General features: G+C 45.7%; 27 protein-coding genes and 2 pseudogenes. 13 read left to right on the top strand and 16 right to left on the bottom strand.

The features are described from left to right. Nucleotides 1-7: 7 nt before the first annotated feature. From H9Q77_RS00520 to H9Q77_RS00510, 3 genes are all read right to left on the bottom strand, one after another. Nucleotides 8-1,369, bottom strand: coding sequence for a TrkH family potassium uptake protein (locus H9Q77_RS00520; RefSeq protein ID WP_118545921.1), 1,362 nt, complete (start codon nt 1,367-1,369; stop codon nt 8-10). Nucleotides 1,370-1,544: 175 nt separating this feature from the next. Beyond that, entirely contained in the window at nt 1,545-2,237 is a 693-nt protein-coding gene (locus H9Q77_RS00515; protein WP_022154060.1) for a response regulator transcription factor, read from the bottom strand. A gap of 72 nt (nt 2,238-2,309) precedes the next feature. Further along, nucleotides 2,310-3,797: a sensor histidine kinase gene (locus H9Q77_RS00510; protein ID WP_118545998.1), complete on the bottom strand. Its 1,488-nt coding sequence runs from the start codon at nt 3,795-3,797 to the stop codon at nt 2,310-2,312. Nucleotides 3,798-4,054: 257 nt separating this feature from the next. Here H9Q77_RS00510 and H9Q77_RS00505 point away from each other — a divergent pair, with 257 nt between their 5' ends. After that, on the top strand, nt 4,055-4,450 hold the full coding sequence (locus H9Q77_RS00505) for a Fur family transcriptional regulator (RefSeq protein WP_118545923.1): 396 nt from the start codon (nt 4,055-4,057) through the stop codon (nt 4,448-4,450). 111 nt (nt 4,451-4,561) lie between these two features. Next, the gene (locus tag H9Q77_RS00500) at nt 4,562-5,104 is read left to right on the top strand and encodes an NADH peroxidase (protein WP_022154063.1); all 543 of its coding nucleotides are present in this window, start codon (nt 4,562-4,564) and stop codon (nt 5,102-5,104) included. A 163-nt stretch (nt 5,105-5,267) separates the two neighbouring features. On the opposite strand, the gene H9Q77_RS00495 is transcribed toward H9Q77_RS00500, so the two are convergent. Further along, a complete protein-coding gene (locus tag H9Q77_RS00495; protein WP_118545925.1) occupies nt 5,268-6,119 on the bottom strand; it encodes a DUF11 domain-containing protein in 852 nt (283 codons plus the stop codon). Nucleotides 6,120-6,286: 167 nt separating this feature from the next. On the opposite strand from H9Q77_RS00495, the gene H9Q77_RS00490 reads away from it, so the two are divergent. Then, nucleotides 6,287-7,225, top strand: coding sequence for an ion transporter (locus tag H9Q77_RS00490; protein WP_118545927.1), 939 nt, complete (start codon nt 6,287-6,289; stop codon nt 7,223-7,225). On the opposite strand, the gene H9Q77_RS00485 is transcribed toward H9Q77_RS00490, so the two are convergent. The 5 genes from H9Q77_RS00485 to H9Q77_RS00465 form a co-directional block, all read right to left on the bottom strand. After that, nucleotides 7,222-7,866, bottom strand: coding sequence for a DUF4340 domain-containing protein (locus H9Q77_RS00485; RefSeq protein WP_118545929.1), 645 nt, complete (start codon nt 7,864-7,866; stop codon nt 7,222-7,224). The two genes, H9Q77_RS00490 and H9Q77_RS00485, sit on opposite strands and share 4 nt — an antisense overlap. 24 nt (nt 7,867-7,890) lie before the next feature. Then, entirely contained in the window at nt 7,891-10,029 is a 2,139-nt protein-coding gene (locus H9Q77_RS00480; RefSeq protein ID WP_249326318.1) for a Gldg family protein, read from the bottom strand. Continuing rightward, entirely contained in the window at nt 10,013-11,053 is a 1,041-nt protein-coding gene (locus tag H9Q77_RS00475; RefSeq protein ID WP_118545935.1) for an ABC transporter ATP-binding protein, read from the bottom strand. The genes H9Q77_RS00480 and H9Q77_RS00475 overlap by 17 nt, the downstream gene beginning before the upstream one ends. 165 nt (nt 11,054-11,218) lie before the next feature. Continuing rightward, nucleotides 11,219-12,280 carry a hypothetical protein gene (locus H9Q77_RS00470; protein WP_118538945.1) on the bottom strand — a complete coding sequence of 354 codons (1,062 nt, stop codon included), beginning with the start codon at nt 12,278-12,280 and terminating at the stop codon, nt 11,219-11,221. Nucleotides 12,281-12,354: 74 nt separating this feature from the next. After that, on the bottom strand, nt 12,355-12,582 hold the full coding sequence (locus tag H9Q77_RS00465; protein ID WP_117465212.1) for a purine biosynthesis protein PurH: 228 nt from the start codon (nt 12,580-12,582) through the stop codon (nt 12,355-12,357). 201 nt (nt 12,583-12,783) lie between these two features. Between H9Q77_RS00465 and H9Q77_RS00460 the strand changes: the two genes are divergently transcribed. Beyond that, on the top strand, nt 12,784-13,518 hold the full coding sequence (locus H9Q77_RS00460) for a sulfite exporter TauE/SafE family protein (RefSeq protein WP_249326317.1): 735 nt from the start codon (nt 12,784-12,786) through the stop codon (nt 13,516-13,518). Nucleotide 13,519: 1 nt separating this feature from the next. On the opposite strand, the pseudogene H9Q77_RS00455 reads toward H9Q77_RS00460, so the two are convergent. Further along, nucleotides 13,520-13,705, bottom strand: a pseudogene (locus tag H9Q77_RS00455) (ABC transporter ATP-binding protein); the annotation flags it as partial. Between the two features lie 78 nt (nt 13,706-13,783). Between H9Q77_RS00455 and H9Q77_RS16905 the strand changes: the two are divergent. Beyond that, nucleotides 13,784-13,885, top strand: a complete 102-nt coding sequence (locus tag H9Q77_RS16905) for a DUF554 family protein (protein ID WP_242993430.1) — start codon at nt 13,784-13,786, stop codon at nt 13,883-13,885. A gap of 38 nt (nt 13,886-13,923) precedes the next feature. Here the strand turns inward: H9Q77_RS16905 and H9Q77_RS00445 are convergent. The 6 genes and pseudogenes from H9Q77_RS00445 to H9Q77_RS00420 form a co-directional block, all read right to left on the bottom strand. After that, nucleotides 13,924-14,535, bottom strand: a pseudogene (locus tag H9Q77_RS00445) (KilA-N domain-containing protein); the annotation flags it as partial. Nucleotides 14,536-14,604: 69 nt separating this feature from the next. After that, nucleotides 14,605-15,450, bottom strand: coding sequence for a DNA damage-inducible protein D (gene dinD / locus H9Q77_RS00440; protein ID WP_118545941.1), 846 nt, complete (start codon nt 15,448-15,450; stop codon nt 14,605-14,607). 69 nt (nt 15,451-15,519) lie between these two features. Continuing rightward, the gene (locus tag H9Q77_RS00435; RefSeq protein ID WP_109257874.1) at nt 15,520-15,810 is read right to left on the bottom strand and encodes a helix-turn-helix domain-containing protein; all 291 of its coding nucleotides are present in this window, start codon (nt 15,808-15,810) and stop codon (nt 15,520-15,522) included. Nucleotides 15,811-15,889: 79 nt separating this feature from the next. Further along, nucleotides 15,890-16,117 (bottom strand): hypothetical protein, encoded by a 228-nt coding sequence (locus H9Q77_RS00430; protein ID WP_109257873.1) that lies wholly within the window; start codon nt 16,115-16,117, stop codon nt 15,890-15,892. Beyond that, nucleotides 16,098-16,505, bottom strand: coding sequence for a replication initiator protein A (locus H9Q77_RS00425; RefSeq protein ID WP_118538941.1), 408 nt, complete (start codon nt 16,503-16,505; stop codon nt 16,098-16,100). Before H9Q77_RS00425 ends, H9Q77_RS00430 begins: the two co-directional genes overlap by 20 nt. A gap of 241 nt (nt 16,506-16,746) precedes the next feature. Next, nucleotides 16,747-17,145, bottom strand: a complete 399-nt coding sequence (locus H9Q77_RS00420; protein ID WP_330595998.1) for a CHC2 zinc finger domain-containing protein — start codon at nt 17,143-17,145, stop codon at nt 16,747-16,749. A 198-nt stretch (nt 17,146-17,343) separates the two neighbouring features. Here H9Q77_RS00420 and H9Q77_RS00415 point away from each other — a divergent pair, with 198 nt between their 5' ends. The 8 genes from H9Q77_RS00415 to H9Q77_RS00380 all read left to right on the top strand — a co-directional run bounded on the left by H9Q77_RS00415 (nt 17,344) and on the right by H9Q77_RS00380 (nt 24,761). Further along, complete coding sequence (locus H9Q77_RS00415) at nt 17,344-18,453, top strand: DUF6076 domain-containing protein (RefSeq protein ID WP_117465205.1); 1,110 nt, start codon at nt 17,344-17,346, stop codon at nt 18,451-18,453. 18 nt (nt 18,454-18,471) lie between these two features. After that, nucleotides 18,472-19,170 carry a hypothetical protein gene (locus H9Q77_RS00410; protein WP_117465204.1) on the top strand — a complete coding sequence of 233 codons (699 nt, stop codon included), beginning with the start codon at nt 18,472-18,474 and terminating at the stop codon, nt 19,168-19,170. A gap of 47 nt (nt 19,171-19,217) precedes the next feature. Then, on the top strand, nt 19,218-19,481 hold the full coding sequence (locus H9Q77_RS00405; protein ID WP_249326316.1) for a hypothetical protein: 264 nt from the start codon (nt 19,218-19,220) through the stop codon (nt 19,479-19,481). Further along, nucleotides 19,450-19,707 carry a hypothetical protein gene (locus H9Q77_RS00400; protein WP_249326315.1) on the top strand — a complete coding sequence of 86 codons (258 nt, stop codon included), beginning with the start codon at nt 19,450-19,452 and terminating at the stop codon, nt 19,705-19,707. The genes H9Q77_RS00405 and H9Q77_RS00400 overlap by 32 nt, the downstream gene beginning before the upstream one ends. Before the next feature lie 16 nt (nt 19,708-19,723). Then, nucleotides 19,724-20,401 carry a response regulator transcription factor gene (locus H9Q77_RS00395; protein WP_117465318.1) on the top strand — a complete coding sequence of 226 codons (678 nt, stop codon included), beginning with the start codon at nt 19,724-19,726 and terminating at the stop codon, nt 20,399-20,401. Then, a complete protein-coding gene (locus H9Q77_RS00390; protein WP_118545943.1) occupies nt 20,394-21,293 on the top strand; it encodes a sensor histidine kinase in 900 nt (299 codons plus the stop codon). Before H9Q77_RS00395 ends, H9Q77_RS00390 begins: the two co-directional genes overlap by 8 nt. A 135-nt stretch (nt 21,294-21,428) precedes the next feature. Continuing rightward, a complete protein-coding gene (locus H9Q77_RS00385; protein WP_006858253.1) occupies nt 21,429-22,100 on the top strand; it encodes an ABC transporter ATP-binding protein in 672 nt (223 codons plus the stop codon). Between the two features lie 15 nt (nt 22,101-22,115). Then, nucleotides 22,116-24,761 (top strand): ABC transporter permease, encoded by a 2,646-nt coding sequence (locus tag H9Q77_RS00380; protein WP_118545945.1) that lies wholly within the window; start codon nt 22,116-22,118, stop codon nt 24,759-24,761. Nucleotides 24,762-24,782: the final 21 nt, after the last annotated feature.

Here is a 24,782-nt window from a genome sequence, read left to right as displayed (position 1 = left end):
ATCTGCTTTATCCGACGCTGATCTCTTCTGTCGGGTTCTTCACAATATTTTTGTTCTTTTTCTGCGTGCTGAATGCCACTACCAGAGATATGGGGCCGACTCTTCCCAGATACATGGTCACGATAATAATCAGTTTTCCCCAAAGATTCAGCATGGAAGTCAGGTTCCTGCTTAATCCCACAGTAGCTGTGGCACTGACTGTTTCATACACAATATCTATCACATCCGCCTCTGTCACTGCAGATAAAAGAATCGCAGACAACGTCGCAATGATAAAAAACATACCTACAACTGCTACCGATTTATTCACCGCCTGCTTCGGAATATTTCTCCCAAAAAGCTCTGCATCCTCCTTATTACCTATGGTGGCAAACATAGATACCAGCAGCACTGCGATCGTAACTGTCTTCATTCCTCCTGCGGTTCCCACCGGAGAGCCGCCGATCAGCATCAAAAGCACCGAAATGATCGCAGAGGTATTGGTCAGATCCTCTTGTGGAATCGTGGCAAAACCTGCGGTTCGCGTAGTTACTGACTGGAACAGGGATGCCCAGATCCGTTGCGGCACCGTGTAATCCTGCATCGTCAGAGGATTATTGTATTCAAAAATATAAAATGCTGCCGCTCCTACTACAATAAGTATTCCTGTCACCGTGAGTGCTATTTTACTGTGCAGCGTCAGCAGTCTGAAACATTTCAGCTTCTGACTCCGGATATTTTTCAAAACCCGCAGTACATCCCACCAGACGATATAGCCTAAGCCTCCCAATATGATCAGCAACATCGTGACCAGATTGACCATTGGCTGAAATATATAGCCGCACAGACTGTCTTCCGCCATAATATCCATTCCGGCATTGCAGAAGGCAGATACGGCATTAAAAATCGAAATCCATATGCCTCGGAGTCCGTATTCCGGCACAAATACTGTCATGTACAAAAGAGCTCCGCATCCCTCCACCACCAGAGTACCTATGAGAACCTTGCGGAGGAATTTCACGATTCCGGAGATATTATTCAGATTAAATACATCCTGTAGCATCCACCGGTTACCCAGTCCCAGTCGTCTGTGCAGTCCCATCATCACACCGTACATGACCGTAATGACTCCCAGACCTCCCAACTGGATCAGAAACAGGATCACGATCTGTCCCCAGACGCTCCAGGTGGAATATGTGGGAACCGTCACCAGACCGGTCACACATATGGATGTGGTAGCCGTAAATAAAGCATCTATATAAGGAACCGCTTCTCCGGTAGCTGAACTGATGGGTAATGCCAGCAGGAAGCTACCCACTAATATGGCACACAGAAAGCTAAGCATGATCTTCTGTGTCGTAGACAAATGTATTATTTTTTTACTGTTCATAACACACTCCATTCCGCCGATGCTTTATCTCATCAGTGGAATCGCTAATCAAATTTCACGGGTGCAATCCGCAATGTTATGATTATAACACACTTTTAGATAAAAAACTCCTATTGGAGACAGTTTGTTGCCGAATCCATCATAGGAGTTCTCTTCTGATCTTATTTTTCTTCTTTTATACTTTAAATCGGTAGCCCACACCCCAGATGGTCTCGATATACTGAGGTTTTGCAGTATCTTTTTCAATCTTCTCACGGATCTTCTTGATATGCACGGTAACCGTAGCGATATCACCGATGGAATCCATATCCCAGATCTCACGGAACAATTCTTCCTTGGTAAATACATGGTTCGGATGCTCCGCCAGGAACGTCAGCAGATCAAACTCTTTGGTCGTAAACGTCTTCTCTACACCGTCCACATAGACACGTCTGGCAGTCTTATCAATACGGATACCGCGGATCTCCACGATATCATTCTGCTGCTTCTGGTTGGTTCCCACCAGTCTCTCATAACGGGCCATGTGCGCCTTCACGCGGGCTACCAGTTCACTGGGGCTGAAAGGTTTGGTCATATAGTCATCCGCCCCCAAACCTAAGCCACGGATCTTATCAATGTCATCCTTCTTCGCAGATACCATGAGAATGGGAATATTTTTCTCCTCGCGGATCTTCTTACATACTTCGAAGCCGTCCATCCCGGGCAGCATCAGATCCAGAATGATCAGATCATAATCGCCTGCCAGTGCTGTCTTCAGTCCTTCATCGCCGGTATTGCAGATATCTACCTTAAAATCACTGAGCTCCAGATAATCCTTCTCAAGATCTGCAATTGCTACTTCATCTTCAATAATTAAAATCTTACTCATTATTTATCCTCCATTTACAGAATGTCCCTGCATTATCAGTTATCATGCCATTTCTGTTTCATTCCTTATTCATTACTTGGTTCCACCCGGCTGCAGCTCAATATATTTTCTCAAGACGAAATGCATACAGGTTCCTTCCCCTTCTTTGGCTGTCGCCCATACATAACCGCCGTGATCCTCAATGATCTTCTTCACAATGGAAAGCCCGATGCCGCTGCCGCCCTGGGCGGAATTGCGGGAAGCATCCGTTCGGTAGAATCGTTCGAATATCTTCTGCAGATCCTTCTGCGCGATTCCCTTGCCGTTGTCCTCAATCTCTACCCGGATAGCATCCACTTCGTCGAGAATACGGATATCAATGTGCCCATTGGGCTTATCCATATATTTTACGCTGTTACTGATAATATTATTGATGACCTTCTTCATCTGCTCCGGATCCGCGATGACCACGGTATCGGGAGATACCAGGTTCGAATAGTTCAGCTTGATACCCCGCTGCTCCAGATCCAGTCCGACTTCTTCCACACAGTCGCCGAAATAATCCGCCACGTTGATCCGGTGGAAATTGTACGGGATACGGTTATTATCAATTCCGGAATAAGTGGTCAGCTCGTTGATCAGACGATCCATATCAATGGCTTTATTGTAGATGGTCTTGATGTATTTATCCATCTTCTCCGGCGTATCTGCCACACCGTCCATGATTCCTTCCACATAACCCTTAATGGCTGTGATAGGGGTCTTCAGATCATGGGAAATATTGCTGACCAGCTCTTTGTTCTGCTTCTCATGCTGGGTGTTCTCTTCCGTGGATTCCTTCAGCCGTAAACGCATGTCCTCATAATTGCGGTAGAGATCACCGATCTCACCCTTGGCATCTGTCTCCAGAACATAATCAAAGTTGCCTTCCTTGATCTTGCGCATTGCCACGTTCAATTCATTGATGGGTTCAAATACGCCCTTGTGGATCCACTGGGTCAGCATCAGGCTGGTGAAGATCAGGATCACTATGATAGCCACAAACATATCGATCAGCAGATGTCTCGAGATCAGCGAATTGACCTTCGTTACAATGAAGACGCTGCCCGGTGTTCCATCCCGGAAAGTGAAATCAATCTGTTTTACATACTTCTCCAGTTCATTGTAGAAATATCCGCTGTCATCCGACAGATTCTCTTCACCGTAGGCAGGCAGTTTTTCAAAAATCTTCTGTGCGGCATCTTTATTGCCGGCATAATACATCTTATCACCTTTTCTTACAATAATGTAAGTAGACTTCCGCGATACCTCCTCATTAATATGATCCAGATATTCTTTATCTTCCAGCCTGCTGCTGTCTTCCTTCACCTGGTCCAGCAGCACATAATACGCCTGATCCGTGGTGTTGGTGAATTCCCTGAAATTCTCCGACATCATGGAATAATCAATATCCGTCAGGCTGAAACCCTGAGAGTAATTCATCAGGTAAATGGCAATCATCACAAACGCCATGATCGTCAGCAACAGCGGAAGTAATATAATACTTATAAATGTTACACGAAGTCTGGTTTTAAATTTCATATTACTCTTGCCTTTCAGCAACCTGCAAACTTTCCGTGACTTTAGTACACTGTGTAGCACAAGTTTGCGCGTGTTTTATACTTTACTTTCGCTCATTATAGCATGATTCCCACCTTCTGTGTATAAAGGAAGCAAGAATATCATTAAAAAAATATAAACAAAATTTTTTCATTTTTCTGTTGACATTATTCTCACATCATGTATAATAAGCTTATAAGAAAAAGTAATCATTACTATTATTGAGAAGGGAGCTTATCATGGCACTGAAAAGAAGCAGACAACGGGAAATGATCAAATCCTTTCTCATGGGACGCAAGGATCATCCTACCGCTGATGTGATCTATTCTAATCTGAAGCAGCAGGATCCGAACTTAAGTCTCGGTACCGTCTACCGTAATCTGACTCTGTTGTCGGACATGGGAGAGATTTTACGACTCCGGGTCGGTGACGGTGTTGACCATTTTGATGCCGATACTTCCGAACATTATCATTTTGTGTGTACGGAATGCGGAAGCGTCATTGATCTGGACATGGATAGTATTGATTCCATCATGGAGACAGCCGGAGAGAGATTTGACGGCCGGATCCGGGGACATATCACTTATTTCTATGGCACTTGTCCCGCCTGCACCAGGGTTGCTACGAAGTCCTAGTTTTCTGAATGAAAACGGACTTCGTTCCATAATATATTTGTGCAGATAAAGCACACGCAAAAAGAGAAAACTAAAAACAAAACATTTCATTTGAGAAAAGGAGAAAAAATTATGGCAAAGTATGTATGTCAGGTATGTGGTTATGTTTATGAAGGTGATGCGGCTCCCGCAGAGTGCCCCATCTGTCACGCTCCCGCTTCCAAATTCACCAAGCAGGAGGAAGGTAAGACCTGGGCTGCTGAGCATGTAGTAGGTGTAGCAAAGGGTGCTCCCGAGGATATCATTGCTGATCTGCGTGCGAACTTCCAGGGTGAATGCTCTGAGGTTGGTATGTATCTGGCAATGGCAAGAGTAGCTCACAGAGAAGGTTATCCCGAGATCGGTCTGTACTGGGAAAAGGCTGCTTACGAAGAAGCTGAGCACGCTGCAAAATTCGCTGAGCTGTTAGGTGAAGTCGTAACCGATTCCACCAAGAAGAATCTGGAGATGAGAGTAGATGCCGAGAACGGTGCAACCGCAGGTAAGTTTGATCTGGCTAAGAGAGCCAAGGCTCTGAACCTGGATGCTATCCATGACACCGTTCATGAGATGGCTCGTGATGAGGCAAGACATGGCAAGGCATTTGAGGGTCTGTTAAAGAGATACTTTGGCTAAGCTACAAGCCATGCAAGGATAAAATAAAAAGTCACCGGAAGGACATTTATGTACTTCCAGTGACTTTTTATTTTAGATTTATACGGCGACAGCCGTCCATGAGCAAGTCACGCAGTGACTGCGAATGGGTTGCATGGCGCCAGCCTTAGGAGCGCGCCAGCCCTTATACGGTTCCGGAGATCACCAGCGTGCTGACGCCGGGGTTGATCCCCCACGCTCCCGTAACGGGATCCTGGGTGTAAGTCGCTGCGGGTACAGTAATACCTCCTGCAGTTCCGGTAAATAATCCGGTAGTCGTATCATACGTATAGTTTGTTCCCTCTGCCCATGCAGTTCCATTAAAATTCACAGTCAGATTCTCCAATACGGGATTAAAGGTATCCGTGATCACGACACCGGTAGTTGCATCCGCTGCCGTATTCCCCAGATTCTGTATCAGGAACGTATATGTCAATGTTCCATTCTCTGTCACAGGTACGGGGCTGACGGACTTTGTGATCGTAAGAAGCGGTCCGCTTGCCGCATTTACTGTCTCGTTCACAGTAACAGGAGTGACCCCTGCCCCGGCAATCGTCGCTGTATTCGTAATGGAGGCCTCTGCTGCCAGCGGCGCATAAGAGTTCACCTCTGCCTCATAGGTAAGTGTCACATTACCTCCCGCAGGCACGGTAATTCCTGTGATTGTCAGAGGAGGTCCTGCCGTTACAGCCGGTGTTGCCTGTAAAATTCCGTTTGCATAGTATTTTACGGTTCCCGGAATATACGTCAGAGGTGTCAGTTCTCTGGTATTAAACAAATACTCTCCCAGATTATCCGTTACTGTAATTCCGTTAAATGCAGTAGTGCCTGAATTCACAATACTGATCACATACGTCACATTTTCATTCTGCCCGTAGGTATCACGCACTGCTGTCTTGGTTGCAGACAATACCTCCGTGATCTCACCCACTGCTATATTGGAGTTTGTAATCTCATTTCCATAGCGAAGCTGTGCCTGGTTCGTAAATCTAGCCATATATTTTTGTATCCTTTCATTGTATTTGGATTTACTATAATATATGACTGTTTTTAAGAAAGTTGACGGATTCTGTCACCGCATTTCTTGACTTTCCTCTTCCACCTCCGTATGATGGAATCACAAGCATTCCCTTGCGCTGCCCCAGAAAACATTGAGGATTCAACATGAAGAAAAAAGTATTTAACATCATCCAGATCGGTGACAAAAGTAACCGTCTGAGCCGGCTCTTTGATATTTTTATTGCTATTGTTATCTGTGCAAATATTCTGGTGACTTTTCTGCAAACCTTTGATGAGCTTGCTTTTTTATTTCCGGCATTTCACGCGATCGAGGTTATCACTATTCTGATCTTCTGTGTGGAATATATTCTGCGGATCTGGACTGCGGACTATCTATATCCTGATAAAAGCGAGTTTCGCTCCCGGCTGCGGTTTCTGATCTCCTTCGACGGGATCATCGATCTGCTGACAATTTTACCCTTTTTCTTCCTGTCAGGCATGGTCATCTTCCGGATGCTGCGGGTGGCAAGAATCTTCCATCTGTTCCGCCTGAATGCCCGGTATGATTCCTTCAATGTCATCACTACGGTATTATATGAAAAACGCAATCAGATCATTTCCTCCGTATTTATCGTCCTGATCCTGATGCTCGCCAGCAGTCTGTGCATGTACAGCGTGGAACATGATTCCCAGCCGGAAGTATTCCGCAATGCCTTCAGCGGCATCTGGTGGAGCATGTCAACGCTGCTCACCGTAGGCTACGGAGACATCTATCCCATCACCACACTCGGCCGGATCATGGCGATCTGTATCGCCTATCTCGGTGTCGGTGCCGTGGCTATCCCCACCGGTATCATCAGTGCCGGTTTCGTGGAACAGTACCAGCGCAAAAGCAGTCTCTCTAATATTAAAGAAGCAGATATTCATGAGATCGCCGAAATCTTCGTAGATAAACGCTTCGCCGGCAAATCCGTGGAAGAAATGGAAGAGGCAGAACAGGTCACGATCTTCCTCATTCTGCGTGAGGATCTGTCCATTCTGCCTCAAAAAGATACGATATTAAGGTTAAATGACATCATTGTCATTCGTGGGGAGCATTCCTAATCTGCTTCCGCCGCTGCAGTTTCCGTTGTCTCCGTTGCAGCTTCTGAATTCTCGCTTTCCATTTTCGCGGTCTCTGCCGTCTCGGTGCTTTCTGTCTCTGCGGTAGTCTCCTCCACCAGATCATCCAGTGTATAATTGAAGCCGGTCACCACGTTGGTGGTCACGACATACACTTTCATTTCAGAGGGAAATGCAATGTAATACTGGCTGGTCATGGAATTCAGATTGCCAACATTAATGATCACGCTGCGATCTGCAGTCTCGTACTGAATGGTACGCTCCGGATCCGCCAGTCCGTACTGTGACATATCCGTCACATTTTCAATTACCTGATCTGCCTTTAACGGTGCCACCTTCAGGATCATCGCCTTGATCCGATTCTGATTCAGATTAAGGGAATGATCATCCGCATAGTACCAGGTGTCATCCTCTTTTTCAAAGGCATAGGTCTCTCCCTCATACACATAGCGGAAGCTGGTAATATCATCGGAGTTCACATCCAGCACCGTCTCCTGTGTATCCTCGGTAGTGGAAGTCGCAGACGATGCATTTTTATTATACTGGCGGATGCCCAGGAATGTTGCCGCCAGCACTACCAGTGCCAGCAGCATCCCAATCATCTGTCTTTGTTTCTTTTTCATATCTATAACTCACGCCTTTCCCAATTATTTCTTCCGTCTGCGGAACCAGATCACGAATCCGGCGATCATACTACCGACAGGCAATATCACAGTAACCAGCAATCCCAACAACAGAATCTGTGCAGAATCCACTAGCAGATTAGAGACCTCATAGCTTTTTACCGGAATGGATACCGATGTCTCATGGTCTGTCATTCCACTGAATGTATTGGTGAACAAAGTCAGGTTCGCACCGCTGACGACAGAATCAGCATCATCCGTGAACAGCTGCTCGCAACCGTACACGACCAGTGTCGCATCCCCATCATCCAACGTCTTTACTGCCTCAACACCTAATGCGAAGGGACCATTCATATCATTTTCACTCTGTGAAAAATCCTGTGTATTATTGACATCCTGTTTTGCAAAAGAGCTGTCGGAGGTGCTCAGGAATACATCATAGGTAATTTCACCGGTGGCTGTCTCGTCGGTACTTACTTCCTCCGGGACGATGATGCCCTGAGAATACGGCAGGAACAGATATTTTCCGTAGGTTCCTGAGGTATAGCTGTCAGAGCTCTGTGTCGGCAGGATATAATATGGACTTCTGTAATAGCCGTTGGAATCGTTCTCCACTACCAGTCCTTTGGCAATACTCAGATTCATGTAGCTTAAGATAGCATCTATATTGGGTGTCTCCTCATCGGTATAACCGGTCACCAGGATGACCTTACCGCCATTATCCAGATAATCGATCACCTTATCCTTGTCATCGGAAGAGAAATCACTGGTGGCGCCGTTGATGAACAGACAGGCCGCATCGTCGGGGATAGCATCCAGATCCATCAGATTCACGGTCTCATAATCCACATTTTCCTTGTTCAGTGCGGATGTAAAAGTGTTGCTTAAACTCAGTTCATTATGTCCTGTTGTCATATATACCTTGGGCATATTGTCATTTAACACATAATCCAACGCACTGGTGATCTGTCCTTCGCCATCATAACCGGTGGTCGTGGTGTTATAACTGTACGTCGAATAGTCAAAATCATAGGAAGACTCATAGACATCGTTGTAATCAATGACCTTGCTGCGCTTGTCGCTGACCACGATCAGGCTGTTCGTGCTGATGTTGCCGGTGGTGTACTGGGTATAGAACATCGGGTTAACGGTAGGATCCACATATTCCACGGTGATATGATCCGACAGATCATCATATCTCTGTAAAGTCTGCCCCAGTGTGGTATCCTGATTGTCCTGATTTACCAACACATAGATTGTCACATCATCCTGCATATTTTTCACATAGTCAACGGTCTGATCTGTCAGGGAATAGAGCTTCTGGCTGGTCATGTCGATCGCTGTCCAGCTGGAAGGCATCTCGCCCATGATAATATTAACGACTACTACCAATGCTACCGCTACAGCGATCATACCGGTACTGTAAGCACTGAAGCTTAAGTTCTTCACGGACATGCTGTAACGGCGTTTCTGAATGGACTGTACTGTCAGGAACAGAACCAGTGCCGTAACGGATACATAATATACGATAGAAGATACATCCAGCGTGCCGTTCAACAGGTTGGAAAACGGTGTGTAAAGGTCAAAGCAACGCAACAGCCTTGTCAACAGATTGCCGGTACTGGAAATAATGGAGCAGATGGAATCCATCATATATCCCAGGAACAATACGAAAAAAGTAAGTACTGCTGCGATAACCTGGCTCTCTGTCACGGAAGACAGGAACAGACCGATGGCAATGGCGGTCATTCCGAAGAGGAAATATGCCAGGATCGACAGATAGGCCTCTCCCATGGGAACACTGCCGTACTGCGCCATGATCAGCGGGTAAAAGCAGATGATCGCTACGGGGATGGCAAATATAGTTAACAGCGCCAGGAATTTCCCCATAACGATGCCGCCTACGGACACCGGTGCCGTCAGGATCAGCTGATCCGTCTTGCTCCGCTTTTCCTCCGCCAGAATACGCATGGTCAGGATCGGCACGGTGAGCATGAATAGAAAGGTAACGCTGGATACCACATACGCAAAATAAGGATATCCGTTCATCAGGTTATAAACACTGAAATACAGTCCCAGGAAAAACAGGGTGACTGCAATAAATAAAAATCCGATAAAGGAACGGAAATAGGATTTCAATTCTCTCTTATAAATGGCTAGCATATGATTCCGCCTCCTTTGTAGTTACAGTTTCTTCGGCTTCCGGCTTTTTTCTTTTTGAGAATAGTTTGTGCTTCTCCGGCTGTGTGGGTGCCACATCCTCGGTCAGTTCCAGGAAGATGTCTTCCAGAGACTTCTCCGCATGGGTCATCTCTAAAATAGGCAATTTTGCTTCTGCCAATGCATAGAATACCTGCTCTCTGATATCTGCATTCTCTTTGGAGATCACTTTCAGCTTTGCAACATTTTTGGATGCCTCTGTGTTCTCTTCGATCCGGTCGATCTGTGAGATCTCCTGCAATGCACTCTTCACCGCAGCGGCGCTTCCCTTTACTTCCAGGTCCAGTTCCATGGAACCGCTCATAAGCTTCTGCAGATTCTCCGGAGAATCACTGGCTACCAGCTTACCGTGGGCTATGATCATAATATGGTCGCAGACCGCACTGACCTCCGACAGAATATGGGAGCTGAGGATCACGGTATGATTCTCCCCCAGCTTGCGGATCAGATCACGGATCTCGATGATCTGTTTCGGATCCAGACCTACCGTGGGCTCATCCAGAATGATAACCTCAGGGTAGCCAAGGATTGCCTGCGCCAGTCCGACTCTCTGCCTGTAACCTTTTGACAGATTCCTGATCAGACGCTGCTGCATATCGGTGATCTGTGTCATTTCCATGACCTCATCAATCTGCTGCTTCCGCTCTTTTTTCGGCACTTTTTTCAGTTCTGCCACGAAATCCAGGTATTCTCTGACAGTCATGTCAACATACAGCGGCGGAAGCTCCGGCAGATAACCGATGGAACGCTTTGCCTCCTCCGGATCTTTTTGGACATCTTTGCCATCGATGGTCACAGTGCCCTCCGTGGCTGCCAGATAACCCGTGATGATGTTCATGGTCGTGGATTTACCTGCGCCGTTTGGACCAAGAAAGCCGTAAATCTGTCCCTTTTCCACACGGAAAGAAAGATGATCTACGGCTATATGGTCTCCGTATTTTTTTGTAAGATTGGTTACTTCTATCATATTTGCCTCCCATATCAGTTACTTGCGCTTACCTCAAATAATTCCCGATACTTGTGTCAATCATTATTTGGTGTACTTGTATTACTATATGAGGCAAATGTCATCAAAAGGTGAAACATTTGTGAAAATTGTGTGAAACCGGTTTTGAATCCTACAAAAAACTTTTCACCTTATCGTCAAAGAAGTGCTTAAGTTACCGGCTTCCACCGCCAGATGCAGCGGCAGCTTCTCTGCCGGGATATCCTCAAAAATAAACTCCGGCCCTCCGGTCTGCGCCGACTGAAACAGGAAAAGTACCCCGTCCACATAGAGCACCACTTTTTTCTGGTTGCTGTAGACTGTCAGGGAGAGCAGACCGTTCTCCTGCCGGTGCAGGGTAGAAAGTGCCGGATAGAGTACCGGTTCCCTACTCCATTTCGCCTGATAATAGTAATAGTGCTCCGTCAACGTCCTGCCGTCCTCCGAAAGCAACATCTCCTGCGTAGTTTCTCCGGGTAATCCACGGTATATGGGGATTTTTTCGTCTGTTATCCACAGGTCTTTTACCAAAAATCCTCGTTTCAGGCATAACCTGTAAAAATGATCTGTTCCCGGATTCTGCCTTACCCCATTTTTCTGTCCGGCATTGTCCTGCCCAGTCTTTTCCTGTCCTTCGCTTTTCCTGTCGTCATTGTGAAACAGAATCGCATTGGCTCCCATCCGTGCCAGCCGCTCCAGATCTCTTTCCATCTGTTCGTCCTGCGTACCGTACTCACTGAGTTGCGGTGGCAGCCGGTATTCTACGATGTGTGGATGAAATTCGGCTTCGTTCAAATAGATGCCTTTTTTCTCTATGACACGCAAGTCATAAATTGCAAGGTCCCGCTGCCAGTACACTTCCCGTCGATTTTCGAAATCTTCTGAATCCCGGAATTTTCCTGAATCCTCTGTTTTAAAAAGACTACTATCGATCCCGGTTGGGAACCGCAGCCAAGCTCTCACCTGATAGAGATAGGGATCCTTCCTCCCATTCCACAGGTGCGGCCGCAATAATAACGCGGTCATCGGATCCTGATCCACATTCCGATAATTTCCATAAAAAATAGGGCGACCGCCTCCTGCTGTCTCCCATATTTCCATTCGCATCTCAGTCTCCCGCCGCTCCGTCAAAAATTCTTCCGGCAGCTTGAATTCCAACTGTGCTTTTCCATTTTCCAGATTTACTATAATTATAAGATCCTTCCGCATCTGCATCCCTCTTTTCCGGTTTCTCCCTTATAGAAAGAGTTTTTGCAAATTTCGAAACTTTATGCTTACTATCCTTACATCGGGCAGGATCTTCTCCCCGGTACTTCCTCCCCCGAGACATATCCTGCATGAAACTCCATATTAATGTCCCGAAGCTCCTTCTCCCCATCGATGTATGCCTGATACATCTCTGCCAGTCCGGACGAACAACCGTCACAATTTGCTTCCATATATCCTAAGGATTCCGCTACGATCTGCTCCCGTTCTTCTCTTGTAGTATCTTTGATCAAATATCCTGCCATACGAATCTTCCTGCCTTTCCTTTTGCTTAGTGTCAATGTACCACACTCCCAAAGTTCCCACAAGTTTTTTCACAAAATACTTGTCCTGACCACGTGTGTATTTTACTATAGAAGAAAGTTGCGCTATGGATGATTCCTGCACAGGCAGCGCCTATGGGACTTTATTCTAGCTGAAACGAACGATTAAGGAGCCAGGTTCTCATGATTTACTGGATTTTAGCCACTTTAACAGCATTTTTCATAAAAGGTCTGTGCGGATTCGCCAATACACTGGTATTCACCTCTATTTTAAGCTTCGGCATCGTAAATGCTAATATTTCTCCGGTGGAACTGCTGATCGGTTATCCGTCGAACCTGATCCTAGTATGGAAAAAAAGAGCTTCCCTGCATCCGCGTATCTTTTTCCTCCCTATGCTGTTCGTTCTTGCCGGCAGCATTCCGGGGGCATTTATTTTAAAATACATCAATGCCAATATCGTTAAGATCATCTTCGGTATTGTGGTCATAGGCATTGGAATCCAGATGTGGTTTCAACAAAAAGGGGCAAAAAATGAAGAGACCTTTTCCCCGAAAAAAGTCTCTCCTCTATTCACCGTAATAGTAGGACTCTCCGCCGGATTACTCAGCGGGCTGTTTGGTGTCGGCGCTCTGCTGGCCGTTTACATGACAAGCGTCTGTGAAGATAATGATGCCTTCAAAGCTAATATCAGCGCAGTATTTGCTGTAGAAAGCACCTTTCGCATCTGCCTGTACAGTGCTTTGGGACTGATCCGGTTCGAGACGATCCGGCAGGCGATACTCCTGATTCCCCTAATGCTGTTGGGATTATTCCTTGGCCTGAAGAGCAGCGATCTGATGGATGAAAAGCTCATCCGCAAAATCGTGATTCTCCTGCTCATTCTCTCAGGAATTGTGCTTGTTGCAAAAAGTATATAATTTACTCATACAGCTGTCCGTCTACAATTCTTACGATACGCTTCGCGGACTGTGCCACTCCCAGATCATGTGTGATCATTACGATCGTGTTGCCCATGTCGTTTAATTCCCGGAACAGCTTCAGTACCTCCTTGCCGCTGGTCTGGTCCAGGGCGCCGGTAGGCTCATCCGCTAGCAGGATCGCCGGCACTGTATTCAACAGATTTTTTACCCAAAAAAAACAGGCAATGCCAAAGACCCTCTGTTCGAGGGTGCGGTCACGCTGTTGGCAAGACTGATTGCACCGGTCATGACAGATGCCGCCATTACCGATCTCTCCCTCATCGGCTCTATCCTGATCTTCTGCGTGGGTGTGAACCTCGTCTAGGATAAGAAATTCCGCGTGGCAAATATGCTTCCGGCGGTTGTTCTGCCAAATAGAACCACATTTAGCATATCAGCTTCATTTGCATATGTAAAACTGATTTGTGCTGGTGTCAATTCCAGTGGTATCAAATTTTCTTTGATTGCATCTGTATGTATTTTATAATTCAATTTTGATATTTCACTGTTTAGATTCCAATTTAATGAAAAGCGGCTATTTTCATCTGCTTTCAGCCTTTTATAATCCATGATTATATAAAGTTTAAATTCTGCTGAAATCCATGATGCAAATTCAAATGCAATATCTGAATGTGCATAAGTGCCACCATAACGTCCGGATTTACATACGATTCCTATTGCCCCAGTAGTCTCTATCCATTTTGTAGGTGACATTGTAAATGCATTAGATCCCGCCTGATTTCTAAAGGAGTCGAATTCGACCCCTTTAAAGTTATTATTATGTAATTTTTCCCATAAACCAAGAAACTCTATTGTGTCTTTGCTTCTCATCCAATTTTTAATTACATCCTTTGCTTCATCACTTTTATAGCGTGCAATATCCGTCAATGATATAAATTCATTTTGAAAATCCTATGTATATATTCCAATATCTATTCCATTCGCGTGAATTGTGTCTTTTACAATATTTTTCACTTTATTATCCTCCAGTTCAATTGTAACTATATGCTTTGTTTTCTTCTTCAATAGTCTCACACTCCTGTATTATTCATTTGTCAACTTTCCAGACTGCTCTGCAAGCTTTTTCTCTTCTCGCTTTACCCTGCGTTCCAGTTTCTTAATATCTTCCGATGCTGGTAAATCTTCCGGTTTAATTCCTCTTTGTCCAAGCATGTCCCTAACAGAAGTATTATTTTCCACATGTTCAACAGTGATTGCAGATTCTCCTTGCAGATCCTTTTCTTCAACATTATAATTTGTCATTTCAGTTGCAAGATTTTTTGCGGCAATGGTAAGTGTTGGCAGGAAATCCGCAAGTGGTCTTTTGTCCTGTACTCCCAAACGGTCTTTCATCTGTTTCGTGGTAAATCCACCAAATAAAGCCTGATCTCCTTTAGACCGAATCCGACCAAATCCAGCATCATCTACTCCACGCTCATATATATTTTGAGACAATCTTTTTTCCGATTCCCTTAATTTTCCTCTTGCCTCTGTTCTTTCGATATAAGAAATTCTTTCTTCAATCAATTCCTGTTTTCTAGTCTGAACCGCAAAATAGCTTTGTGCAAAAGCTATCTGCTCCTTTCGTGGATCTCCATTTTCAGCAATAAGATAACATGCATAACGGGTAAGCATATAATCCTCAACTTCTCTATTGGCTCCACTTCCCAATGTGACCATTTTGCTGACGCCAGCAAAATGGTCTTCCACACTAATTCCGTTATTTTTACAAGAAAGCATTCCCTTTTTTACAACATTTTCGAAATTTCTCCATTGAATATAGTCCAATAATGTCATTAATTCTCGTGCATACCAATACTCAATGCCATCCTCTTCATGTCGGATATCATCAAATTTTCTTCTGTACAATTCAATTATTCTCTTTTCCATTCAAATTTCCTCCTCTTATGAACATATTGCTGACGCCAGCAATATGTTTTTTACTATTAATTAACTAAATTACTCTATCACATTCTCCTTTGTGTTCCTCATCTTGTCATAATACGCCTTATACCTGTATATCGTCCTCTCGCTGACATTATTTCGTTTTGCAATCTCTATCATAGCCATGCCGTTCTCATAGCAATCAACAAAATCATTGTAGATTGCCATCCATTTTGCATTGTGCTTCTGCCTTCCACTTAATTTACGATTTTTATAATATTCCAGTTCTTCGCGTAACTCGGCGTTTTCATTTTCTAATTCTTCAATTCTTTTTAATGCTTCCTCAAGTGTTATAACCTTCTCCACTTCATTGTTCCTCCGTTCATGTCATTTTCGTTTTGTCTATATTATATATTGCTAATTAGTATTAGTCAATTTGATTTTGTCATACAGGAAGACTTTTCATATTCATCATGCAAATAAAATACCGCTGATATCTTTTGCAAGCTATGTCTTTCCATAGACTCTCTGCCTGAATATTCCTAATCCACTCGTCTAGATTCCATTTTCGTTTTAAAGCCGGTCCATATTTTAGAATCAGGGATGTTATTACATCTGCACATCTCTCAAAAGCTGCATTCTCTTTTGCATCTTCATAATACTTCTTTCTCATTGCTGCTCCCTTTTCCGAATATAATTTGTTTTGGCAGCCAATTTGAATTATCTGCTTTGAGCAAATCATAAACATAAATCTTATTCGGTCTTCCCAAGCCCTGATGTCTTCGGTAAATCAAGCCATGCTCCTCCAGCTCCTTCACCATTTTGTTAACCTTCTTATTCCCCAGGTTCATCAGATTCATAATTTCTTCGATTGTGAAAATGATATAGGTAATTCCATATTCATCACGCCATGCGTCTCCATTGGAGTCTGACAAGCACTTGCGATCCAGCAGTATTCCATATAATACTTTTGCTGCATTTGTCATATCTCTGAACATGTCTTCCTTAAAAAATCTCTTAGGTATCCTGTAAAACTTATAATCAAAAGTTACATTTTCCATTGTCTTATCCTCTCTGTCATTCCTAATTTCGCTACTTGGCAAGCAGTGCCCCGGTATATACCCGGCGCATTTTTGCTTGTTGGGGAAAATGCCCCAATCCCCTCGAACTGCGGATAAACCGCAGAGCCACGCTAACGCTTTTTATCAATTCACTTTCTCTTCTTTGAATCTTCCTCATATAGATGAATAACTGCTTCAAGTGCCTTTTTTAGAAGCTCTGTTTGCTCATTATTCATCTTTTTTATTTCTGCAAGATCCTCTTCATACAGCTTCCCCGTTTCATTTGCTTTCTTAGCATACTGAACAACATTTCATCCTCCCGGAACTGACGGATATAAGGACGCTTCGGCTTGACCATAGCTGCGGCAGTGGGCGGTTTCGGGTCAAGCTCAAAGTCCGCAGCCAGTTTTTGCACTGCTTCATAACTGCTCAGATCGAACAGCCTTGCCACAAGGTCGATTACATCCCCCTTGGCTCCGCAGCTGAAGCAGAAAAAATAGTCCTCATTCAGCTTCAAGCTCGGATGCCTGTCGTTGTGGAACGAACAGCAAGCCATACCGTTGCGGTTGACATTCAGCCCGTAGTGTTTGGCGGCTTGCTTTACGCTGATTGCCGCCTTGATGGTTTCATAAATTGTCATAGAAAAACCTCCGTTCATAATATTCAGAAAACACGAAACACCCGCCGTGATTGGCAGGTGTTTGACGCTTTCTACTATGGTTATGCCGGATTTTTCAAAAAACAGGCTAATGACAGGACAACTTATCTGAGGACGTAGATTTCTTCACATTTACATGATATAATTAGAAAAATGAAAAAACAGGACAGGAGGGCAAGCATGAACCAAGAATTGATGACTTTGGATTTTTGGCAGGATACGGTCATATATGAGGGCAAAACATTTCCTGTCGGTACGCTTGCCTGTGATGCACTGAATGTCCCTGCGGATACCATTGCAAAGGCGAACGAGCAATGCGAGAAAATCAATCTGCTGCTCGGAACATTAAACGCCGGACAGGATGCTTGTGCACTCTGTCCTATGGCAAGGGAAGCTACTCTGGCGATGCTGGATATTCTCAGCGAAACCCCGCCATTCTCTTATATGGACATATCAAAGCACAGAGAACGGATAGAAAGGGTCTTTACTGCGGACAATGCACTGAAATATGTGGAGTTTGCCACAAAAGCCGCAACCAATTCTTTGCAATTTGAAGAAATCCAGAACTATGCCGAAGCAATCACGCTCCAGCGCTATACCGCCGTATGCGGGCATCTGGCCTACTCCCTTGGGGAATACCAAACGGCCATGCTTGATTTTGCAGAAAAATCGGATTGCAACGAAGCAGACCGCACCGCAGAGGGATTTGCCAGAATGTTCGGCAGCTATTTCACGCCGGAGTTCTCCATCGCTGAGGGCAATGCCTGGATGTCTGTCGCAAATAACTCTGTTCAGTATGTGGCAACCATCCGTCCCGGCGAAAAAGTTGCGAAGCTGGTCAAGCGGATGCACTATGTATCCTTTGTGGGGATGTTCCGGTCTGATCTCTTTGAGGGCCTGTGTGTTGGTCATGCACCGAAGAAATGCAAAATCTGCGAAAAGTGGTTTCTGACCACCAACGCAAGGCACACCAAATACTGCGGCGGCTATGCACCGGGGGACAAGCTGCACCGCACCTGTCGGCAGATCGGCAACCTGAAAAGCAGAGAACAACGGGAGCTTGCGGACGATCATCCGGTGAAACAGATTTATGAGAAACGGCTGAACACCATAAACCGCTATGTGAAGCGTGGTACTCTGGACGCTGATCTTGCAGAGGTTATGAAAAGGCTGGCAAAGGATAAAATGCTTCGAGCGCTGAGCAATGTCGCCTATGCCAAAGGTGATTACGAAAAAGAGATGGGACAGGCGGCTTTGCTAAATGAGAGCCTGAATTATAGGAACACTTAAACTCGGAGGGTTATACGAATGTTAGAATTAACGAAAGAACAAATGGAGGTTATTCAAAAAGCTATTTCAAAGAAGGCTGAAGAAAGTGTACAGGAATTTGATAAAGAATTAGATATTGTTGTGAGCAAGCTATCAACAGAAGGGTGGACTTTACCCGCAGAATTAAATATTTACGCAGTCAAAACAATAGCAAACACAAACAAATTGGATGATATCAATGCATTTTTGAAATGGTTTTTTACAATAGAAGATTTTCAGAAAACCAAAGATATGGTGAACGGAATCAAAGCATCTCCCATTAAAGAAGGACTGAAAAATCTCACAGACCAATGCTGGCAAGCATTTCAAAATAAATTGTATGCTGTTTGTGCAACATCGCTACTCTCGGTTATCGAGGGTATTCTGTCAGAATTTAGCGATGACAAGCAAGATGTAAGGATGATGAAGGTTTGTCAAAAGAAGGTCGATACCTTCCCGTCAACAGGAAGTACAATTCAAAAACATGTATGGATTTCTTATAACAACTTCATCCGAAATCTGTATCAAAAAAGCGATTTCTCTGCCGATGAACCTGAAACGATAAATAGGCATTGGCTATTACATGGAAGATCGGATTTTGAAATTGACGAGATGGATTGCATCCGTCTCTTTAATGCAGTTCAAAGCCTATGTATGATTGTAAAAGTAGAAGCAAAAGAAACACAATCTGAGAATTAAAATCAGGCTACTATCCAGAAAGCATTTGTTTAGAAGGGAGGTGCGCTATGCTGAAGGATTTTATATGGAATATGACCGGATACATACCAAAACACCAAGTCAATCCGCACGGTGATGGCATCATTCCCTATGTGGCAGAGCGCATCAAAGACTTTCTCGGTGTGGACGGCGGCGATTTGTACGACACAGACCGATTTATAGATATAAAACTCTCCTGCCGGGAGCAAATGCTCCAAAAGCTGATGGACTATGATCCTGCCAAGGGTGCGGTCAGTGAATTTGCAAAGAAATACAACTGCGACCTTGCTTGAAAAGCGGCTGGCGATCTGCATGACCTGCGGGCGTGTCGGCTCGTGGAAAGGCCGCCCCACCTTTGAAGAACTGGCGGTTATGTTTGAGGGCAGCACAGCAGAAATAGTTCGTCTTGCCGACTGGGATACAGTGAAAACAAACAAATTTGCAATCAGAGCAATAGCCTATCTTCTGAACTGTGAGAACGAAAAATTGCCCAAGGAAATGATGGTGGCATTTGAATAACGAGGGAGTGAGATACATGGAACAATTATTGATTATTGAAGATGATATCGGTTTGAATCAAGGCTTATGCAAAGCACTGAAAGCAGATGACCGTCAGATTATATCCTGTCATGATCTAAAAGCGGCAAGAGAGCAATTGCTTTGCGGCGGTGTATCCCTGATCCTGTTGGATATCAATCTGCCGGATGGCAGTGGGCTTGAGCTGCTCCGGGAGGTCAAGGAAAACATGCCCGGGGTTCCTGTTATTCTGCTGACTGCCAATGACACCGATCTAGACATCGTAGACGGACTGGAGAGGGGCGCTGATGATTACATTACCAAGCCCTTTTCTCTTTCGGTTTTGCGGGCAAGGGTGAATACCCAACTGCGAAAGCAAGCGTCAAACCATAAAAATGCACCGATCCATATGGATCTATTTCACTTTGACTTTGAGGCTATGACCTTTTATGTGGGAGATTCAAAAGTGGAATTGAGCAAAACAGAGCAAAAATTACTGCGTCTGCTTGTTGAAAACCGTGGTCGGACCATGACCCGTGGAGACCTTGTAGACCGGATCTGGACAGATGGCGCAGAATATGTGGATGAAAATGCTTTGTCCGTTACGATCAAGCGTCTGAGGGATAAGCTTGGTGCACAGAAATACATTAAAACCGTCTATGGAATCGGTTATAGCTGGGTGACAAAAGATGAATAAAACCGGTATTGTGATCATACTGCTATGTTTTCTGGCGGCGATAGCTGTTGTATTATGGGAGCGGAGAAAGGCCAGAAAAACGATGGAAGAAATCGAAAGGATGCTGGACGCTGCCATGACCGGCTCCTTTTCTGAAACCAATTTTAATGAAAGCCGGCTGTCTGCTTTGGAAACAAAGTTTGCACACTATCTTTCCGCAGCAGAAGCATCTTCTCGAAATGTAGCACAGGAGAAAGACAGAATTAAGTCCTTGATTGCGGACATCTCCCACCAGACAAAAACGCCGATTGCAAACCTGCTGTTATACAGCGAGCTTTTGATGGAGGAAACTCTGCCTGTATCGGCGAAGGCAAATGTGGAGGCGCTGTACAAACAATCGGAAAAGCTGCGATTTTTGATCGATTCTCTCGTAAAGCTTTCCAGACTGGAAAATGGGATCATTTCACTCACCCCTCAGCAAGCAGCGCTACAGCCGCTGCTTGAAAGCGTAGTAGAACAATATGCCGCCAAGGCTTCTGAAAAAGGATTGTCTTTGCGACTGCAGGATACCGATGCTTTTGCTGTATTCGACTTCAAATGGACAGCGGAAGCGCTGGCGAATATCGTAGACAATGCCATCAAATATACAGAGCATGGCACCATTACTATTTCTGCCGTAAGCTATGAAATGTTTGCAAGGATCGATATATCGGATACCGGTTCAGGCATACCGGAAACTGAGCAAGCGAAGATATTTGCTCGCTTTTACCGCTCAAATAGTGTGCAGAAACAAGAAGGTGTGGGCATCGGCTTATACCTTGCTCGACAGATCATATCCGGCGAGGGCGGTTATATCAAGGTTGCTTCCGTTCCGGGAAAAGGAAGTACGTTTTCCATATTTCTGCCGAAATAACAACAATTCTATCAAAACTGTTAGATTTCATTTTCCGCCGGAAAGAATGTGGAAAGATTCCTATGCGATAATCTGTATGTATCAAAGGATCATTTCCTTTCATACATACAGATTTTTTCATGGAGGTACTCATTTATGGAAGTTTTACAGGCAAAAAACCTGAAAAAGATTTATGGCTCCGGCAATAACGCAGTTCATGCGTTGGATGGAGTTGATTTAAGTGTAAAGAAGGGCGAATTTGTTGCAATCGTCGGCACATCCGGCTCCGGCAAGTCCACGCTGCTGCACATGCTGGGCGGGCTGGATCGCCCTACAAGCGGCACGGTCATGGTGGACGGACAGGATATTTTCTCCCTGAAGGAGGAAGCCCTGACCATCTTCCGCCGCAGGAAAATCGGCTTTGTGTTCCAAGCATATAATCTTGTTCCGGTGCTGAATGTGTATGAAAATATTGTTCTACCCATTGAGCTGGACGGTGGCAAGGTCAATAAGGATTTCGTACAGCAGATTGTACAGACACTTGGGCTGGATGATCGTCTGGATGCGCTGCCCAATCAGCTCTCAGGCGGTCAACAGCAGCGGGTAGCCATTGCCCGTGCGCTGGCGGCAGCACCCGCTATCATTCTGGCAGATGAACCCACCGGCAATCTGGATTCCAAAACCAGCCAAGATGTATTGAGCCTTTTGAAAGTCACCAGTCAAAAGTTCGCCCAGACAATCGTAATGATCACTCACAACGAAGAAATTGCGCAGATGGCAGACCGCATTATCCGTATCGAAGATGGTCGGATCGTCTCCCAGAACTAACGGGAGGTGGCTGCGATGAATGTCAAAAACAGAAAATGTATTCGAAAACTCAGCTTAAAATCTCTTTATGCGAACCGTCGCCGCAATCTGATCGCTATTTTTGCCATTGCGCTGACAACGCTGCTATTTACGTCCATGTTCACCATTGTCTTGTCGTTGAACGCCAGCTATGAAACCTACCAGTTTCGGCAGGTAGGCGGCTATGCACACGGCACCTTTAAGGATGTTTCCCCCGAGCAGGCGGAACGCATCGCTGCCCACCCAAAGGTGAAGGCTACGGGAGTACGGAAGGTAATCGGTATCACTGCGGAGGGGGTCTTTGCCAAAATACCGGCAGAGATCAGCTACATGGATGCCAACTGCACTAAATGGAGCTATGCAACCCCTACTATCGGACGGATGCCCGAAAGCGGCAAAGAGGTAGCCATGGATACGGCAGCGTTGCAGCTGCTTGGTGTGACGCCGGAGTTGGGCGCAGAGGTCACGGTTTCCTATTCCATCACGGACAAGGATCAAACCGCCTTTGCTGTAACGGACACCTTTACGCTGGTAGGCTATTGGGACTATGATGAACTAATGCCTGTTCACTACATCAACATCAGCCGTGATTACGCAGATGACATCGAAGCGCAGGCAGTGAAAACAGGGTTACAGCCCTTCCGCACCGATTTGAATGTCATGATGGCTTCCAGTACAAACATTCAAGGGCAGATGGAGCAGGTGGATACCGATCTCGGCTACACATGGGACAGCTATACCGATCCCAACAGCGTTCGAATCGGCGTCAACTGGGGATATACCTCATCCCAGCTGGAGTCGCAGCTCGATCCGGAACTTGTGATCGCCATAGCAGCTTTTTTGCTGCTGGTGATTTTCACCGGGTATCTTATCATCTATAACATTTTCCAGATCTCTGTTGCGGGGGATATCCGGTTTTACGGGCTTCTGAAAACCATTGGCACAACGCCCCGGCAGCTCAAACGCATCATTCGCCAGCAGGCACTTCTGCTTTGTCTGATCGGCATTCCGGCGGGGCTGCTGTTGGGCTATGGCATTGGCGCTGTTCTGGTGCCTGTTGTCTTGCGCTCCACCCAGTTGGATGCAGGCATCACCACCATCAGCACTTCGCCTGTGATCTTTGTTGGCTCCGTGCTGTTTGCCCTGCTGACGGTGCTTTTGTCCTGCTCCAAGCCCGGGAAAATGGCAGCCAGGGTTTCTCCGGTGGAGGCTACCAAATATACGGATGCAATGCAGACCAAGAAAAAACAGCGCAGCACCCGGGGAGCCAAGCTCCATCAGATGGCCTTTGCCAATTTGGGACGAAACAAGAAAAAGACGGTGCTGGTGGTGGTGTCTCTGGCACTGTCGGTGACGCTGTTCAATGCACTGTGTGCCTTTGTGGGCGGCTTCAGCATGGAGAAGTATGTATCCTTCATGACCTGCGCCGATTTTATCGTCAGCACGCCCGACTATTTCCGTTACAACCCGGCAGATGAATTCATCACGCCGGAACAGATCGAAGAGATCGCAGCAAACACAAAGTCCAGTCTTTCCGGCACGGGATATGCTGTGCGAAAACCCGTATATCTTTGGATGACGGAGGATGCTCTGCGGCAGGACTATGCAAGGTACGAAAGCGCCGAGCAGTTGGACAGCCATATGAGCCGCATGGAGCACCGGGGCGATATGGTGATGGGAGATACCAGAATCGAGGCTCTGGATAACAGCCTGTTTGACAAGCTGCAAGTGTTCGACGGAGATATTTCTCCTATGCTGGAGCCAAACAATAACGCTATTGCCATTGCGGTTTCCTTAGATGACTACGGTAATCTGCCCAATCCTGAATACTACCCCAAGGTGGGAGACACGATCACCGCCACCTATGCGGACGATGTGAAATATATCGACAGCCGCACCGGGGAACTCCGCACCGAAGATACACCGGAGGAGTACTTTCAGGAAAAACTGTATGGAGCCAGAGATGTAGAGTACACGGTCTGCGCCTTGGTAGAGCTTCCGTATTCCATGAGTTATCGTTATGGTGGTATTGGATATGAGGCAGTTTTGTCTGTGGATACCGCACAGAGGGACAGCGGTGGTGCGGCCATTCCGATGCTCTACCTGTTCGACACAGCAGACGAAGCGGACGAGGCCGAAGCAGAGCAATATCTATCGAAGCTCACTGCCGGTGAGTTTTCGCCCTTGATGTATGAAAGCAAGGCCACGGCTCGCTCCGAGTTTGCTCAGTTCCGGCAGATGTTCCTTCTGATCGGTGGTATCCTCTGTGCTATCATCGGGCTGGTGGGACTCTTGAATTTCTTCAACGCCATGATGACCGGCATTCTTTCCCGCCGCCGTGAATTTGCTGTGCTTCAGGCTGTAGGAATGACGAACCGGCAGCTCAAAACCATGCTGATCTATGAGGGGTTGTTTTACGCAATGTCTTCCGTAGCGGCGGCCTTTATGCTGTCGCTGGTGATGGGACCTCTTGCGGGAAAAATGCTGGGCAGTATGTTCTGGTTCTTTGAGTATCGATTCACCATTCTGCCTGTCCTGCTGACAATTCCGGTATTTCTTCTGCTGGGGTGGCTGATTCCTTGCATGATGTATGACAACGCAGCGAAATGCAGCGTTGTAGAGCAATTAAGGGATGCTCAATAACTGTTAAGCAAAAAACGGTCC

Source organism: Simiaoa sunii (assembly GCF_014337175.1).
GTDB classification, from domain to species: Bacteria; Bacillota; Clostridia; order Lachnospirales; family Lachnospiraceae; genus Acetatifactor; species Acetatifactor intestinalis.
This window is presented reverse-complemented; position numbering and strand designations above follow the sequence as displayed.